Here is a 16643-nt window from a genome sequence, read left to right as displayed (position 1 = left end):
TCGGGACGGACTCAAGTCCGCTCCACCCACCACAGCGCACCAATGGCCAGCGCCATGAACAACAGGCTGGGCAGCGCCGCCGTCATGAAAGGCGGCCAGGTATTGAGCAGGCCAAGGTGGGAGAACAGGCTATTGATGAGCTGGAAGCACACCCCGATCATGATGCCGGTGAAAATCTTCAGGCTCACGCCACCCGCGCGGAAGTGCAGGTAGGCGAACGGCAAGGCCAGCGCCAGCATCACGAAGATCGACAGCGGATAGACGATCTTCTTCCAGAACGCGATCTCGTAACGATCGGTACGCTGGTTGTTGGCCTCCAGATGCTTGGTATAGGCCAGCAGGTCGTAGGCGGACATGCGGTCCGGATCGGCGAAGAGCACCGAGAGAATTTCCGGCGTCACCTCGGAGACCAGCCTCACATGGGCGAGCTTGACGGTCTTGACCGGCTCGGTGATCTTGCGGTCCTTGCCGCCGACGAAGTCCGATTGCACCACATCATTGAGCACCCACTGATGATTGCCTTCGTAGATGCCGGTCTTGGCCGTCACCATGCGCGCCATGTGGAAGTCGGTATCGAGCTCATAGAGCTTGACACCCTCGATGCGGCCATCCGGCTGCACCGTCTGGATATTGATGAAGCGGCTGCCGGTCACATTGCCTTCCAGGCCATTGTCCTTGATCACGTCCTTGGCCCACATGCCCGAGCGGAACTGGGAGGACATCGAGGCGCCCTGGGCTTGCAGCTTCAACTTCTCGGCCCATTCGGAAGCCTTGGGCGCGATCAGCTCGCCGAACACGATGGTCAGCACCGCAAACCCCACGCCGATACGCAGGAGCACCTTGGCCGCCATCCCGGTGGACATGCTGGAGACCCGCATGATGGTGAATTCCGAGCGCGCCGCCAGTTGCGAGAGCGTGTAGATGGTGCCGATGAGCACCGCCGTGGGCATCAGTTCATAGACATTGCCGGGCAAGCCCATGAGCACGTAGAACACCGCCTGCTGCAACTGGTAGCCGTTGCGACCGACCTGTTCCAGCTGGCCCATCATCTCGAAGAAGGCGAACAGCGCCAGGAAGGCCGCCAGGGCGAAGAGCACCGAGCGCGTGATCTCGGTGGTGAAGTAACGTTGGATGACTCTCATCTCAGGCCTCGCGCTGGAACGTCATGGCGCGCCGCACTCGGCTCCACAACCGGGATGGGTGGGCGGGATGATTGATGTTCAGGCGCAGGGCGAACATGCCCACCACCAGCAGCGCCACGATCACGTGCACCGGCCACCAGGCCATCATGAAACTCATGCGCTGCTGCGCCACCGATGCCTGGAACACGCTGACCGTGTTGCTGTAGACCACGAACAGCAGCAAGGCCACCAGGAGTCCCAACGAACGGCCGGCCCGCGGATTGACGAAGGACAGCGGAATGGCCAGCAGCATCAGCGTGAGCGCCATCAGCGGCAGCGCCATGCGCCAGAGCAGCTCGCCACGGGCATATCCGTCCTGCTTGCCCAGCAGCTCGGCCAGCTGCAGCGCGCGCGCCGAGCGCTCACCGGCCGCCGTTTGCGACTGATTGCCGATCAGCAGCCCATAGCGCTCGAAGTCGACGATCTGGAAATCCGGCAGGCTGGGCGAACCGTCATAGCGGCGCCCCTTCTGCATGACCACGAACTTCTCGCCATCCGGGTCCACCTTGGTTTCGCCTTCCTTGGCGACTACCACGCTGTTCTTGCCATCGGGGTTGATGGTATTGACGAAGATGTTGCGCACCTTGGAGGCATCGCCGGAAATGCCTTCGACGAAGAAGATCCGGTTGGCCGCCGCTGACTGCTGGAACTTGCCGGGCGAGACACGGGCGATGTCCTCGCGCTGCTCGAAACGGCTGCGGTATTCGCTGCTCTGCTCATTGGCCCAGGGCGTGACCACGAAGGAGAGCGCGGCCACCAGCGCCACGATGGGCCAGCCAAAGCGCAGCACCGGCGCGATCCAGCGCGTGAGCGACATGCCGCAGGCGAACCAGACCACGATCTCCGAATCCTGGTAGCTGCGCGTCATCACCAGCAGCACCGAGATGAAACCGGTGAGGATGAGGATGATGGGCATGTAGTTCAAGGCCTGGAAGCCGATCAGGGCCAGCACGTCTTGCGACGCAACCTGGCCGCCTGCGGCCTGGCCGAGGATCTTGATCAGCATCACGGTCAGGGTGATGGTGAACAGCGTAGTGAAGACCCCACCTGCGGTGCTGGTCAGTTCGCGTCTGAGGGCGCGTTGGAAAATCATGGGAAGGCTGGCTTGGTTTCTGGTGTCGGGGTCATTAACGGATGGCCTGCGCGGATGTCCGGCGCCCGGCATCGTGTCCGAAGCTGGCTTACCTGGCTGAACGCATGCGCGCGTAGCGTCGAAATGGGCTCTATAATCGCCAGGTAATTCATATAAAGGACGAACGATGGACTTTAGCACAAAAACATTGGACGCAAAAAACGCCTTGACAGGCGTCAAGACCGGCGCGCTGGTCGTTGGCATCTATGAAAATCGCAAGCTGACCAAGGCCGCCAGCGCCCTGGACAAGCTGGGCGCCATCAGCGCCGCGCTGAAGTCGGGTGACATTTCCGGCAAGCCCGGCTCGACCCTGCTGCTGCGCGGCGTGACCGGCATTGCCGCCGAACGCATCGTGCTGCTGGGCCTGGGCAACGAAGAAGAAACCGGCGACAAGAACTTCGCCGCCGCCAGCAGCGCCCTGGTGCGCACCCTGGCCACCCTGGGCTGCGACAACGCCGCCCTGGCCCTGCCCCTGGATGGCATCAAGGGTCGCGGTCTGGACTGGGCCATCCGCACCGTGGTGCTGGCCGGCCATGACGCCGCCTATCGTTCCGACACGATGAAGAGCAAGAAGGACCCCGCTCCCACCGGTGTGAAGAAGATCACCCTGCTGGTGGCCGCCGAGCAAGGCGCTGCCGCCAAGACCGCCCTGGCCGAGGCCGTGGCGCTGGCCAACGGCATGGCGCTGACCAAGGAACTGGGCAACCTGCCCGGCAACGTCTGCACCCCGACCTACCTGGCCACTACCGCCAGGAAGCTGGCCAAGCAATTCAAGCTGGGCGTGGAAGTGCTGGAGCGCAAGCAGCTCGAAGCGCTCAAGATGGGCAGCTTCCTGTCGGTCACCAATGGCAGCGACCAGCCGCCCAAGTTCATCGTCCTCAAGCACATGGGTGGCAAGGCCAAGGATGCGCCGGTGGTGCTGGTGGGCAAGGGCATCACCTTCGACACCGGCGGCATCTCGCTCAAGCCGGGCCTGAACATGGACGAGATGAAGTACGACATGTGCGGCGCCGCCTCGGTGCTGGGCACCTTCCGTACCATCGCCGAACTGGGCCTCAAGTTGAACGTCATCGGCGTCATCCCGACCTGCGAAAACATGCCCTCGGGCCGTGCCACCAAGCCGGGCGACATCGTCACCTCGATGTCCGGCCAGACCATCGAAGTGCTCAACACCGATGCCGAAGGCCGCCTGATCCTGTGCGACGCGCTGACCTACGTGGAGCGCTTCAAGCCGGCCGCCGTGGTCGACATCGCCACCCTGACCGGTGCCTGCGTGGTGGCCCTGGGCCATCACAACACGGGCCTGTTCACCCGCGAGGATGACAGCCACGACCAGCTGGCCAACGCCCTGCTGGCCGCCGGCAAGGAAAGCGGCGATACCGCCTGGCGCATGCCGATTCAGGATCCCTACCAGGAGCAGTTGAAGTCCAACTTCGCCGACATCGCCAACATCGGCGGCCAGCCTGGCGGCAGCGTGACGGCGGCGTGCTTCCTGGAGCGCTTCACCCGCAAGTACACCTGGGCGCACCTGGACATCGCCGGCACCGCCTGGAAGAGCGGCGCAGCCAAGGGTGCCACCGGCCGCCCGGTGCCGCTCTTGACCACCTGGCTGCTCAACCAGGCGCACGCCAGGTCGGCACGCGGCTGATGGCCCTTGCGGCATGGAAGACGATACCGGTTTCGCCATGACCGTCTTCCTGCCGCAGACCTCGCCCGGGTTCACCACGGCAAGACCACCGCAGCACTTTGTGTTGCGGTGGTTTTTTTTCATCTTTTTACTGCTGTCGGGCAGCCTTGGACTGATCCTGCCGGAAACGTCCGTGGCACAAGACACGCCGATGCCGCCCGCCCAGACCGTGCGTTTTCCTTCATCTGACGGAAAAACCACCCTCACCGGCTATCTCTACGACCCCTTCGGTGCCGGCCCGCATCCGGCCATCGTACTGCTGCACGGACGCGCCGGGCTGTACTCCTCGCGCGTCAACGCCGCCTGCACCCAGGTCGGTCCGGCCATCCCCTCGCCCTGCGATGCCGATGCGCTCACGGCGCGCCACCGGGCCTGGACTGCCTACTGGGTCTCGCGTGGCTACGTGGTCCTGCTGGTGGACAGTTTCGGCCCGCGCGGCGTGGCCCATGGCTTTGGCCGCTACACCCATGGCTTGCCAGAACGGGACGCCGTCAACGAACTCACGGTGCGCCCGCTGGATGCCGAAGGCGCGCTGCAATGGCTGGCCACGCGCAGCGAGGTCGATGTCCGCCGCATCATGTTGCAAGGCTGGTCCAATGGCGGCAGCACGGCCCTGAACGTGATGCAGCGCCAGGCTGCACGACCGGCCGACGATGCGCCCGCTTTCGCCGCCGCGCTGGTGTTCTATCCGGGCTGCGGCAAGCAGGCCCTGCTGTCGTCCCACCCTGAATTCGACAAGCCCGTGCAGGTGCTGCTGGGCAGCGCCGACGACGAGGTCTCGCCGCAGACTTGCCAGCGCGTACTGCGCCAGGCCATCCCCATCCGCCAGGCTCCCGCCCCCGTGGTCAAGCTCTATGCCGGGGCCACGCACGACTTCGACGATCCCGGCCGGGCGCATCAGTCGGTCCAGGCCAACCGGGCGGCACGCCAGGATGCACTCAGGCGGCTGGGGCCGTGGCTGGACCGGATCGCCCCCTGATCCTGGCCCGGCGGCATCACTGCGGCGACCTTCTGCAAAGACGCCGGTTCCCGTCTAGACTGTTGATCCTTCCCCGGAACACTGCCACGCAACTGCGGTCGGTAGTGAGGTCGACGCAGTTCATCCCAAGCAATGCCAACAAGAAAGGATCAGCATGACCAACGCCACCCATCTTCAGAGTGACCTCTTCAAGCCCATGCAGCTGGGCGCAGTGCAACTGCACAATCGCATCGTCATGGCTCCGCTCACCCGCAGCCGTGCCAAGGCAGGCGACGTGCCCAGCGACCTGGCCGCCCAGTACTATGCCCAGCGTGCCGGTGCCGGCCTGATCATCGCCGAGGCTACCCAGATCTCGCCGCAAGGCAAGGGCTACGCCTGGACACCGGGCATCTACGACCAGGCGCAGGTGGCCGGCTGGAAGAAGGTCACCGACGCCGTCCACGCAAAAGGCGGGCGCATCTTCCTGCAGCTGTGGCACGTGGGTCGCATCTCGCACCCCGACCTGCAGCCCGGCCATGCGCTGCCGGTCGCTCCCTCGGCCATCAGGCCGCAAGGCAATGCCTTCACCGAAAGCGGTTTCAAGCCCTTCGTCGAACCGCGCGCGCTGGAGGCCGCGGAGCTGCCCGGCATCGTCGCGCAATACAAGACCGCCGCGCAACTGTCGATGCAGGCCGGCTTCGATGGCGTGGAAATCCACGCCGCCAACGGCTATCTGCTGGACCAGTTCCTGCGCGACAAGAGCAACCAGCGCACCGACGCCTATGGCGGCAGCATCGAGAACCGTGCCCGTCTGCTGCTGGAAGTGGTCGAAGCGGTGACGTCGGTGGTGCCGAGCGAGCGCGTGGGCATCCGCCTGTCCCCCATCAGCCCGGCCAATGACATCGCCGACAGCGATCCCAAGGCGCTCTTCAGCTACGTGGTGGAGCAGCTCAACCGCTACAGGCTGGTCTACCTGCACGTGGTGGAAGGCGCCACCGGCGGCCCGCGCGAGGTGGAGGGCGGCTTTGATCTGCAGGTGCTGCGCGATCTCTTCAAGGGCATCTACATCGCCAACAACGGCTATGACCTGGAGATGGCCGTCCAGGCGCGCGCACGCAATGTTGCCGACCTGGTGGCCTTCGGTCGTCCGTGGATCGCCAACCCGGATCTGGTGGAACGCTTCAAGGCCGGGGCGCCGCTGGCCGAGTTCAACCAAGCCACCCTCTATGGCGGTGGTGCGGAAGGTTATACCGACTATCCGCCCCTGCAGCAGTCCTGACGCAGCATCCGCTGCCGCAGCGCTGAAACTGGAGGTCGGCAGCGGCTGTTCCAGACCGTCATGGCCTGCCTTCACGGCAGGCCATTTTCGTGCACCACGCCGCATCGGACCGCCAGCCCGCTACAATGCCGCTTGGCTCCACTCCCCTGCTCATCATGAAAACAATTTTCGCCACTCTCACGCTGGCCTGCTGCGCGCTCCCCGCACTGGCCCAGCAAGCCGCGCCCGCAACCGATACCAGCGATCCCCTGCAACTGCAAGACCGACTCACCGGTGACCTGGGTGTGGGCGTCTACCGCGTCGATCGCAACGGTCCCGATGCGCATCGCCGCAACCAGGTGCTGCCCTATGCCTACGCCGACTATGGCCGTGCTTTTGCGCGTCTGGACACCTTCGGCGTCAAGACCATGCGCATGGGCTATGGCTACCTGGAACTGGCCGGGCGAGTGAGCCTGGACGGCTTTGATGCCCAACGCGGCCTGCAGCGCCGCTCTGACCCGATCCCGCTCGGCATCGGCACCTATCAGGAAACGCCCTTCGGCGGCTTCTTCCTCAACGTCTTCCGCGACTTCAACAAGTCGCACGGCACCCTGGCCGAGGCCATCTATGCGGCCCAGATCGACCTGGGTCCGGTGAGCCTCTATCCGCAGCTCGGCGTGGAATACCGCAGCGGCAGCTACAACGATTACTTCGTCGGCGTCTCCGCCAGCGAATCGGCCGCCAGCGGCCTGCGCCAATACAGCGCCGGCGCCTCCACCAGCCCCACCCTGGGCCTGGCTGCCGATATTCCCCTCACGGGCGCCTGGCACCTCAATGTGCACCTGCGCCGCAAGTGGCTGGACCATTCCGTGGCAGACAGTCCGCTGGTCCGCCGCCACACGGATGACACCGCCATCGTGGCCGTCAGCTACCGCTTCAAGTAATCCGCCTCCCCTGCCCGCCCGAGACCGGCCGCACGGCCGGCTTCGGGTAGCGGCCATGTTGTGCTATCCGCTTCCCTCCTCTGTCTGCATTCTGCGCCTGCTTGTGCCGCCTGCTGAAGAGCTCGCTTTGCTTGCGAATTTTTTTACGGTAGAGCTCAAGCCTGCAGCCGCGCTTTCAATGCGCAAACAATTCCGGAATGTTTTCATGCGTCACTTTTTCTGACGCAAAATTTGTCCTGTTTTTCATGGCATGAGAACAAAATGGATTTGCCGAAAAAACTTAGTTTCCGCATTCAAACAAATTTCCTCACGCCAAGCCACATGCAGTCAGGAATCCTTTACCAGAGCGACTTCACGAATTCATACGCCACAACAGAAGTTACATGAAAAGCGTAATATTTTGTTTATATCGTTAGTATTTTTCCATTATTCTCGCTCCGTCTCCTTGAACAAAAATCACAAATCGAGACGCAGTTCTGACCCTGCCAACATCAATAACAAAACCTGTCGGAGCGTAGTTTCCCTTGCAGTGGGATTCCCCTTCTGTTTCGGGAGCAGGAATGATCGCGGTCACCGTCATTGGCCGGGGAGCGCGACGAATGCGGTAAGATGGCGCCCGTTGCTCATGACGCATCGGCTGTGATGCGCGCGGGCCGGTCTCCGATTCACCACTGCATTGTCCCCATGAAAATCGCCACCTGGAACGTCAACTCCCTCAAGGTCCGCCTGCCGCAGGTGCTGAAATGGCTGGAAGAAAACCCGGTCGACGTGCTCTGCCTGCAGGAAACCAAACTCACCGACGACAAGTTCCCCGCCGCCGAGATCGCGGCCGCCGGATACCTGGTCGAATTCTCGGGTCAGAAGACCTACAACGGCGTGGCCATCCTGTCGCGCCATCCAATGACCGATGTGGTCAGGAACAATCCGCTCTTCCCCGACGAACAGCAACGCATCATCGCCGCTACCATCGAGGGCGTGCGCTACGTCTGCGCCTACATTCCCAACGGGCAGTCGCTGGAGTCCGAGAAGTATCCCTACAAGCTGAACTGGCTGGCCGCCCTGCACGAATGGCTGGCGCAAGAAAAGGCGAAGAACCCGCGCCTGGCCCTGCTGGGCGACTACAACATCGCCCCTGAGGACCGCGACGTGCACGACCCGGTGGCCTGGCAAGGCCAGGTGCTGGTGTCCGAACCCGAGCGCGACGCCTTCCGCAAGCTGCAGGCCCTGGGCCTGACGGATGCCTACCGCCTCTTCGAACAACCGGAAAAAATGTACAGCTGGTGGGATTACCGCCAGATGGGCTTCCGCCTCAATCGCGGCCTGCGCATCGACCATATCCTGCTGTCCGAAGAACTGGTGCCACGCTGCACCGCCTGCGTCATCGACAAGGTGCCGCGCAAGTGGGAACAGCCTTCGGATCACGCGCCCGTGATTGCCACGCTGGCGGACTGATGTCGGTGCAGGCTGCTCGCAAATTATTTAAATGATTTAAATGATTTATATCATTTACGCAAAACCTTACTGAGCGCCACCCTCGGGTGGCGTTTGTTCTTTCTTGTTGCGCATGTTCTTCTCGAACTGCACATCCAGCTTGCTCACGCGCCTGGCCTTCTGTGGTCCCTGGGCGTTGACGAAGGTGACGAAGTCATCCAGCTCCATGGCCTCGTTGAGCTTCTCCAGCGGCTGGCCGGGCAGGCGGCGGGTCAGGATGAAGCGTTCATCGGAGGTGCGCAGCATCGAATACTCGCGTGATTCGGTGCGGCTGTTCAGGCGCTCGATGGCGCTGGCGGCGCGGGTCGATCTCATCCTTGCGCCTCTTGCAGCTTGAGTTGCCAGTATCCGACGTCGATCCAGCGGCCCATCTTGTAGCCCACTTCCGTGAAGACACCGCATTTCACGAAACCCACACTCTCATGCAGGGCCACGCTGGCCGGATTGGGCTGGGCAATGCCGCCGATGACCAGGTGTACGCCCAGCGGCTTCAACTGCGCAATGAGCTCACGATAGAGCTGCTTGCCGATGCCCTTGCCGCCCGCATCGTGACGCAGGTAGACCGAGCTTTCCACCGAATGCCGGTAAGCCGCACGGGGCTTCCACTTGCTGGCATAGGCGTAGCCCAGTACCTGGCCCTGTTCTTCAAACACCAGCCAGGGGAAATCGGCCTGCACATCGGCGATGCGCGCGGCCATGGCCTCGGCGCTGAGTGCTTCGGTCTCGAAGCTGATGACAGTGGTCTGTACGTAGTGGTTGTAGATGTCGCAGAGGGCGGGAGCATCGGCAGCGGTGGCCGGACGGATGGAGGAAGACATGGACAGGAAGGGATCGAGGAAAATCGGAAGCCCTCAGTGTAACCAAATTATGCCGGGCGCGGCGCCCCTGCTCCGCTGCAAGCGCACCGCCCCGTGGATGACCGCCGCCCGCCTCAGTCCCTGATCACTGCGCGAACCTGCTCCAGTGCGGCCGGATCTTCAATGGTGGGCAGATCGCCCGGGTCGCGCCCTTCGCAGATGGACTGGATGGCCCGACGCAACAGCTTGCCCGAACGCGTCTTGGGCAAGCCGCTGACGAAGAACACCCGCGCCGGCCGGCCCACCGCGCCGATCTGCTTGTCGACCACGCCCATGATCTCGGCCTCGAGCGCACGGCGTCGTTCCGGTGTGGCCATCGCATCGGCCTGCTTGGGGATGGCGAAAGCAATCGCTACCTGGCCCTTGAGCTTGTCTTCCACGCCGACCACGGCCACTTCGGAGACATTGGGATGGCTGGAGATGCTCTCCTCGATTTCACGCGTGCCCAGCCGGTGTCCGGCGACGTTGATGACGTCATCGGTGCGACCCAGGATGAAGTAGTAACCGTCCTGGTCCTTGATACCCCAGTCGAAGGTGGAATACACCTCGCGCGGCAGGCTGCGCCAGTAGGTGTTGACGAAGCGCTCATCGTCACCATAGACCGTCTGCATGCAGCCCGGCGGCAACGGTCCCTCGATGGCGACCACGCCCTTTTCTCCGGCGGCGCAAGGCGCGCCGGTGGCTTCGTCGAGGATGGCCAGGCGATAACCCGGCATCGCTACGCCCGGACTACCCAGGCGCGTGGGCTTGTCGCTGATACCCTTGGCGATCGAGATGATCGGCCAGCCCGATTCGGTCTGCCAGTAGTTGTCGATGACCGGCACCTTCAGGGCGCCCGAAATCCAGCGCGACGTCGTTTCATCCAGGGGCTCGCCGGCCAGGTAGAGCGCCTTGAGCGAAGAGGTATCGTAGCGCTCCATACATTCCGGCGGCTGCTTCTTGAGTACGCGGATGGCCGTCGGCGCGGAGAACATGCGGGTGACTTTGTACTTCTCGACGATGCTCCACCAGATGCCGGCATCGGGACGGATCGGCAACCCCTCGTAGAGCACGGTGGCCATGCCCGCAATCAGTGGGCCATAAACGATGTAGGAATGGCCGACCACCCAGCCGATGTCAGACGTGCAGAAGTAGGTTTCCCCGGGCTTGCCGCAGAAGATGTGCTGCATGGAGGACGCCAGCGCCACCGCATAACCGCCCACGTCGCGCTGCACGCCCTTGGGCTTGCCGGTCGTGCCGGAGGTATAGAGGACATAACTGCACTCGTTCGATTCCAGCCAGGCCACCGGCACCGGCTGATCCAGATGCTGCTGGCGCAGGGGCGCATAGTCAACGTCGCGCCCCGCCGTGCGCGCCATGTCGGCCAGGCCGCGATCGACCAGCAGGACCTTCTGCGGCTTGTGCTGCGCCAGGTGGATCGCCTCGTCCAGCAAGCCCTTGTAGGCAATGACCTTGCCACCGCGTGAACCGGCATCGGCCGAGACGATCAGGCTCGGCTGTGCATCATCGATGCGCGAGGCCAGGCTGTTGGAGGCAAAGCCGCCGAAGACCACCGAATGCACCGCACCAATGCGCGCACAGGCCAGCATGGCAAAGACCGCCTCGGCGATCATCGGCATGTAGATCAGCACCCGGTCGCCGCGCTGCACCCCCAAGGCCAGCATGGTGGCGGCCATGGCCTGGACTTCGCGATGCAGTTCGGCGAAATCGTAGACGCGCTCGGTGTTGGTTTCCGTGGAAATGGCGATCAGTGCGGCCTGCTTGGGTCGCTCGCCAAGGTGGCGGTCCACCGCGTTGTAGCAGAGATTGGTGGTGCCGCCGATGAACCAGCGCGCAAAGGGGGCCCGGGAATAATCCAGGGTACTGGTGAAGGGCTTGTTCCAATGGATGCGCTGCGCTTCTTCCGCCCAGAAGGTCTCGGGCTGGTCGATGGAGCGGCGATAAAAATCCTCGTACTGCATGACGTCTCCTCATGTCTCTCGAATTGGACAACCGCTGCAGACCTTGCGCGGCGTGGCCCGCAGGGTGATGGTCGCGTGGCTCTGAGGCATGTACAGCGGCATCTCTGCCATGCGTGGCCCTCATGCGACGGTGAAACCAGTCTTGCACCTGAATCTTACGAGCGGCTGAATCGGCAGCATCGACGCGCGATCACGGCTGATACAGATCAAGTGCAACAACGAAAAAAGCGGGAGCGTTGTCGACGGCATGAAGCCGTCAACATGACAAGGGAGGAGCAAACGTGAGGTGGAAAGAAAGCGCCGGCGTCAGGCCATCACGACGGCGCAGCGCCAAGGCTTCAGCGTGTGCGACAATCGTTGGCCAGTTGCTGCCCGATCTTGGAATTGAGCAGCATGGACTTCGACGGGATCTGGATCCACACCAGGCCTTCGCCCTTGTTCTCCAGACGCACTGCACCGGTCGAGGTACTGACCGGGTTCATCATGTAGCTGCTGCCCTTCCACACCAGCGTGACCCCATCGGTGACGCGGCCATCCATGCGGATTTCCACCTTGTTGCCCATCTCGCAACTGAAGGCACCGGTTTTGAGCTGGGTCGCCCAGGTCGGCTGCGTGGCCGCCGGCGATTGCAGCAATTGCGGCAGCAGTGGTTTGGTCTCGGTGACGGGCACCGGCGTGGAAGAACAGGCCGACAGTGCAACGGCAACGGTGGCGGCCAGGCAGAGGGATGTCAGGGGCAAGGCGCGAGGACGGCGGGAAACGATGGCAGCAATCATCGGATGATCCATGGAGAGTCAGAGGTGGACGCAGAGGCGGAAAAGATCCGCCCGCATCTTAACAAGATATTGCGACTGACTCGACCATATGTAACGCTTGTTACAAATCGGCCTGATCGCCCGGGTCGGCCCGCCCCGTCTCCTTCGCCGGGGAATGGGGCGACCGGCACACGCCGGCCGCCGCTCCCTTCTTCTTGCTGCTCCCTCTCCCTCTCTTGCTCCTTGCTCCTTGCTCCTTGCTCCTTGCTCCTTGCTCCTTGCTCCTTGCGCCGCTGTACCTGCCAGCCTTACTTGCGCTTGCCGATCGGCACGAACTTCAGATCTTCCGGTCCCACGTAGTTGGCCGAGGGGCGGATGATCTTGTTGTCGATGCGCTGCTCGATGATGTGCGCCGCCCAGCCCGAGGTACGGGCAATGACGAAGAGCGGCGTAAACATCGCGGTGGGCACGCCCATCATGTGGTAGGACACGGCCGAGAACCAGTCCAGGTTGGGGAACATCTTCTTGATGTCCCACATGACCGTCTCCAGACGCTCGGCGATGTCGAACATCTTGGTCGAACCGGCTTCCTTGGAGAGCTTGCGTGCCACTTCCTTGATGACCTTGTTGCGCGGGTCGGAGATGGTATAGACCGGGTGACCGAAACCGATCACCACTTCCTTGTTCTCGACGCGACGGCGGATATCGGCCTCGGCCTCGTCCGGATTGTCATAGCGCTTCTGGATCTCGAAGGCCACTTCATTGGCGCCGCCATGCTTGGGGCCGCGCAGGGCGCCGATGGCGCCGGTGATGGCCGAATACATGTCCGAACCGGTGCCGGCGATGACGCGACCGGTGAAGGTGGAGGCATTGAATTCGTGTTCCGCATACAGGATCAGTGAGGTGTGCATGGCCTTCTCCCAGGCCGCCGAGGGCTTCTCGCCATGCAGCAGGTGCAGGAAATGGGCACCGATGGAATCGTCGTCGGTCTCGACCTCGATACGGTTGCCGTTGTGGCTGTAGTGGTACCAGTACAGCAGCATCGAACCCAGCGAAGCCATCAGGCGATCGGCGATGTCGCGCGCACCGGGGGTGTTGTGGTCATCCTTCTCCGGCAGCACGCAGCCCAGCGCGGAGACGCCGGTACGCATCACGTCCATCGGATGCGAGGCGGCCGGCAACCATTCCAGCGCTGCCTTGACGTTGGCCGGCAGGCCGCGCAGGGCCTTCAGCTTGGCCTTGTAGGCGCGCAGTTCGGCAGCCGTCGGCAGCTTGCCGTGCACCAGCAGGTGGGCGATTTCCTCGAACTCGCAGCTATCGGCCACGTCGAGAATGTCGTAACCGCGATAGTGCAGGTCATTGCCGGTCTTGCCGACGGTGCACAGGGCGGTGTTGCCGGCAGTCACGCCGGAGAGGGCAACGGACTTCTTGGGCTTGAAACCTGCGGCTTGTTGTTCGCTCATCGTGTTCTCCTCGTATTCGGTATGGGGTGACAATGCTTTGTCGGAAGGGGCTTACTTGTTCTTCTGCTGGGCAAACAGCGCATCGAGGCGCTGTTCGTAGCTGTGGTAATCGATGCGGTCATAGAGTTCCATGCGGGTCTGCATGGTATCGACCACGTTCTTCTGCGTACCATCGCGGCGGATCGCCTGGTAGACGTTTTCAGCGGCCTTGTTCATGGCGCGGAAGGCCGACAGCGGATAGAGCACCAGCCCCACGTCGGCATCCCTGAGTTCGTCCACCGTGAACAGCGGAGTCGAACCGAACTCGGTGATGTTGGCCAGGATCGGTACCTTCACCGCATTGGCGAACTGCTTGTACATGGCCAGGTCGGTGATGGCTTCCGGGAAGATCATGTCGGCACCGGCCTCGACGCAGGCCACGGCGCGCTCGATGGCGGCATCCAGCCCTTCCACGGCCAGCGCATCGGTGCGCGCCATGATGACGAAGTTCTCGTCGGTGCGGGCATCCACGGCGGCTTTGATGCGGTCTACCATTTCCTGCTTGCTGACGATTTCCTTGCCGGGACGATGGCCGCAGCGCTTGGCGCCGACTTGGTCTTCGATGTGCATGGCGGCGGCGCCGAACTTGATCATGGACTTGACGGTCCGCGCCACGTTGAAGGCCGAGGCACCGAAGCCGGTATCCACATCCACCAGCAGCGGCAGGTCGCACACGTCGGTGATGCGGCGCACGTCGGTGAGCACGTCGTCCAGATTGGAAATGCCCAGGTCAGGCAAGCCCAGCGAACCCGCCGCCACGCCGCCGCCGGACAGATAGATCGCGCGGAAACCGGCGCGCTTGGCCAGCAGGGCGTGGTTGGCGTTGATCGCGCCGATGACTTGCAAGGGGGATTCTTCCTGGACGGCCTGGCGGAACGCTGCGCCTGCGGAATGGAGAGCCATGGTGGACACCTTCTCGATGAGGTTGGAATGCGGAAAGTCTGGACCAACTGCGTCACTGCTTGACTGCGTAAAGCGACAGGCGGACGTGAGGCACACCCGTCCTGCGACATTTGCGTTCACCATTGCAACGGCCGTGCCATCGCAGTGCAGCATCCGATGGCAAGGGCCCCGAAGAAACCTTCATATCTCCTGAAACCCCCGTCAAACAAGGCTCGCCACCGGACGGGGCGGGCTCGCCCCGGGCTTGCGCCGGAGCTGCCAGCTTGATCTGGCACAAGCATCCATGTTTCATCAGTGTTACATTGACGTTTCACCGAAACACACTGAACGCCCACCATGAAACGCCCTGCCCCTGCTGATCGCCTGGCCGACAAACCCGTGATCTGGACCGTGTCCGTGTCGCGCCTGTCCGAACTCTTCCGCGACATCACGCTGGAATTCGACGGCGTGGCCGACATCGAGCCCATTCATCTCGGTTTCGACGAGGCCGTACGCGCCATCCGCGAGCGCCTGGCCAGCGAGCGTTGCGATGTGGTGATCTCGGCCGGTTCCAATGGTGCCTATCTCAAGAGCCGCCTGCCGGTACCGGTGGTGGTGGCGCGCGCCAGCGGTTTCGACGTGATGCAGGCGCTGGCCCGCGCGCGGCAGATCAGCGCGCGCATCGGGCTGGTCACCTATCAGGAGGCGATGCCGGCCCTGAGCGAGTTCCAGCAGATGTTCGGACTGGACATTGCCCAGCGCACCTATGCCACCGAGGAAGATGCGCGCGCCGTGGTACAGGAACTGAAAGCTGGCGGCGTGCAGGCGGTGGTCGGGGCCGGGCTCATCACCGACCTGGCCGAGGAAGCGGGCATGCAGGGCATCTTCCTCTACTCCTCGGCCACGGTGCGCCAGGCCTTTGAAGATGCGCTGGAACTGGCACGCCTGACGCAACTGGAAAGCTCGCGCGGCCCCAGCCTGTCGGTGGCAGACAGTCTGCGCGCACGGCATCACCTCAAGGACTTGCGCGGCGACTCGGCGGTCATGGAAGCGGTGCGCCAGTCCATTACGCTGTTTGCACGTTCGCCGGCCAATGTACTGATCCAGGGCGAGACCGGCAGCGGCAAGGAACTGGCGGCCCAGGCCATTCACCGCGCCCATCCGCGCATGCAGGGCAAGACCCAGGCCGCGCATCCGTTCGTGGCCATCAATTGCGGGGCGCTGGCCGAATCGCTGCTGGAATCCGAACTGTTCGGCTACGAGGAAGGCGCTTTCACCGGTTCCCGCCGTGGCGGACGCGCCGGTGTGTTTGAGGCCGCACATCGCGGCACCCTGCTGCTCGATGAAATCGGCGAGATGCCGCTGCCGCTGCAGACGCGACTGCTGCGCGTGCTGGAGGAGCGCGAGGTGGTGCGCGTGGGGGGTACGCGGCCCATTGCGGTCCAGGTGCGCATCATCAGTGCCACCCATTGCGACCTGGAAGCGCGGGTGCGGGAAGGCCGTTTTCGCGCCGACCTGTATTACCGCCTGAGCGTGCTGCGCCTGCAACTGCCGCCCTTGCGCGCGCGCCGTGAAGACATTGCGGCGCTGGCCGAATGGCATCTCAAACATGCGCTGGCCGCACTCGATGCGCGCCCGCATGCCAATCTGGGCGCGGAAATCCTGCGCTGTGCGCCGCTGCTGTGCGCCTATGACTGGCCGGGCAATGTGCGCGAACTGCGTAACCTGATGGAGCGACTGGCGCTGTTCCTGGCTGCAGAACCCTTGCAGGCACTGACGGCGACGCTGATACAGCGGGTCGCACCGGAGCTGGCCACAGCAGCGCAGCCGCTGATCATGGACGCTGCACAGACGCCGCCCTCTCATGCCCTGACCACCACTGACCACGCCCCCGACACCGACGCCATCCACGCCGCACTGCGCCGCTTCCGTGGCAACCGCGCCGCGGCCGCGCGTCACCTGGGCATCAGTCGCACGACCTTGTGGCGCAAGCTCAAGGAGGTCGAGGAGGTCGAAACGTCAGCACGGCAGTGAG

At 63.4% G+C, this 16643-nt stretch carries 14 protein-coding genes; 6 read left to right on the top strand and 8 right to left on the bottom strand.

Annotation, left to right across the window (positions count from 1 at the left end):
* Window positions 1-11 precede the first annotated feature (11 nt).
* Window positions 12-1142: an LPS export ABC transporter permease LptG gene (lptG, locus tag HNO82_RS10515; protein ID WP_175343667.1), complete on the bottom strand. Its 1131-nt coding sequence runs from the start codon at window positions 1140-1142 to the stop codon at window positions 12-14.
* 1 nt (window position 1143) lies between these two features.
* On the bottom strand, window positions 1144-2274 hold the full coding sequence (gene lptF, locus HNO82_RS10510; RefSeq protein ID WP_034350480.1) for an LPS export ABC transporter permease LptF: 1131 nt from the start codon (window positions 2272-2274) through the stop codon (window positions 1144-1146).
* A gap of 166 nt (window positions 2275-2440) precedes the next feature.
* On the opposite strand from lptF, the gene HNO82_RS10505 reads away from it, so the two are divergent.
* The 5 genes from HNO82_RS10505 (at window position 2441) to xth (ending at window position 8612) form a co-directional block, all read left to right on the top strand.
* A complete protein-coding gene (locus tag HNO82_RS10505; RefSeq protein WP_175343666.1) occupies window positions 2441-3961 on the top strand; it encodes a leucyl aminopeptidase in 1521 nt (506 codons plus the stop codon).
* A gap of 13 nt (window positions 3962-3974) precedes the next feature.
* A complete protein-coding gene (locus tag HNO82_RS10500) occupies window positions 3975-4979 on the top strand; it encodes a dienelactone hydrolase family protein (RefSeq protein ID WP_175343665.1) in 1005 nt (334 codons plus the stop codon).
* Window positions 4980-5133: 154 nt separating this feature from the next.
* Complete coding sequence (locus HNO82_RS10495) at window positions 5134-6237, top strand: alkene reductase (RefSeq protein ID WP_175343664.1); 1104 nt, start codon at window positions 5134-5136, stop codon at window positions 6235-6237.
* Between the two features lie 155 nt (window positions 6238-6392).
* On the top strand, window positions 6393-7160 hold the full coding sequence (locus HNO82_RS10490; RefSeq protein WP_175343663.1) for a MipA/OmpV family protein: 768 nt from the start codon (window positions 6393-6395) through the stop codon (window positions 7158-7160).
* A 684-nt stretch (window positions 7161-7844) separates the two neighbouring features.
* A complete protein-coding gene (gene xth / locus HNO82_RS10485) occupies window positions 7845-8612 on the top strand; it encodes an exodeoxyribonuclease III (protein WP_008330303.1) in 768 nt (255 codons plus the stop codon).
* A gap of 66 nt (window positions 8613-8678) precedes the next feature.
* Here the strand turns inward: xth and HNO82_RS10480 are convergent, their stop codons facing one another.
* The 6 genes from HNO82_RS10480 to prpB form a co-directional block, all read right to left on the bottom strand.
* Entirely contained in the window at window positions 8679-8966 is a 288-nt protein-coding gene (locus HNO82_RS10480; RefSeq protein WP_008330304.1) for a hypothetical protein, read from the bottom strand.
* Window positions 8963-9469, bottom strand: a complete 507-nt coding sequence (locus HNO82_RS10475; RefSeq protein ID WP_175343662.1) for an arsinothricin resistance N-acetyltransferase ArsN1 family B — start codon at window positions 9467-9469, stop codon at window positions 8963-8965. Before HNO82_RS10475 ends, HNO82_RS10480 begins: the two co-directional genes overlap by 4 nt.
* Before the next feature lie 113 nt (window positions 9470-9582).
* The gene (locus HNO82_RS10470) at window positions 9583-11469 is read right to left on the bottom strand and encodes a propionate--CoA ligase (RefSeq protein ID WP_175343661.1); all 1887 of its coding nucleotides are present in this window, start codon (window positions 11467-11469) and stop codon (window positions 9583-9585) included.
* A 338-nt stretch (window positions 11470-11807) separates the two neighbouring features.
* Window positions 11808-12245, bottom strand: a complete 438-nt coding sequence (locus tag HNO82_RS10465; RefSeq protein WP_008330314.1) for a hypothetical protein — start codon at window positions 12243-12245, stop codon at window positions 11808-11810.
* A gap of 287 nt (window positions 12246-12532) precedes the next feature.
* A complete protein-coding gene (prpC, locus tag HNO82_RS10460) occupies window positions 12533-13687 on the bottom strand; it encodes a bifunctional 2-methylcitrate synthase/citrate synthase (protein WP_175343660.1) in 1155 nt (384 codons plus the stop codon).
* Between the two features lie 51 nt (window positions 13688-13738).
* Window positions 13739-14629: a methylisocitrate lyase gene (prpB, locus tag HNO82_RS10455; RefSeq protein ID WP_175343659.1), complete on the bottom strand. Its 891-nt coding sequence runs from the start codon at window positions 14627-14629 to the stop codon at window positions 13739-13741.
* A 336-nt stretch (window positions 14630-14965) separates the two neighbouring features.
* On the opposite strand from prpB, the gene prpR reads away from it, so the two are divergent.
* Window positions 14966-16642 carry a propionate catabolism operon regulatory protein PrpR gene (gene prpR, locus HNO82_RS10450; protein ID WP_175343658.1) on the top strand — a complete coding sequence of 559 codons (1677 nt, stop codon included), beginning with the start codon at window positions 14966-14968 and terminating at the stop codon, window positions 16640-16642.
* Window position 16643 lies beyond the last annotated feature (1 nt).

Source organism: Herbaspirillum sp. C9C3 (genome assembly GCF_013359625.1).
Taxonomy (GTDB): domain Bacteria; phylum Pseudomonadota; class Gammaproteobacteria; order Burkholderiales; family Burkholderiaceae_D; genus Herbaspirillum.
This window is presented reverse-complemented; position numbering and strand designations above follow the sequence as displayed.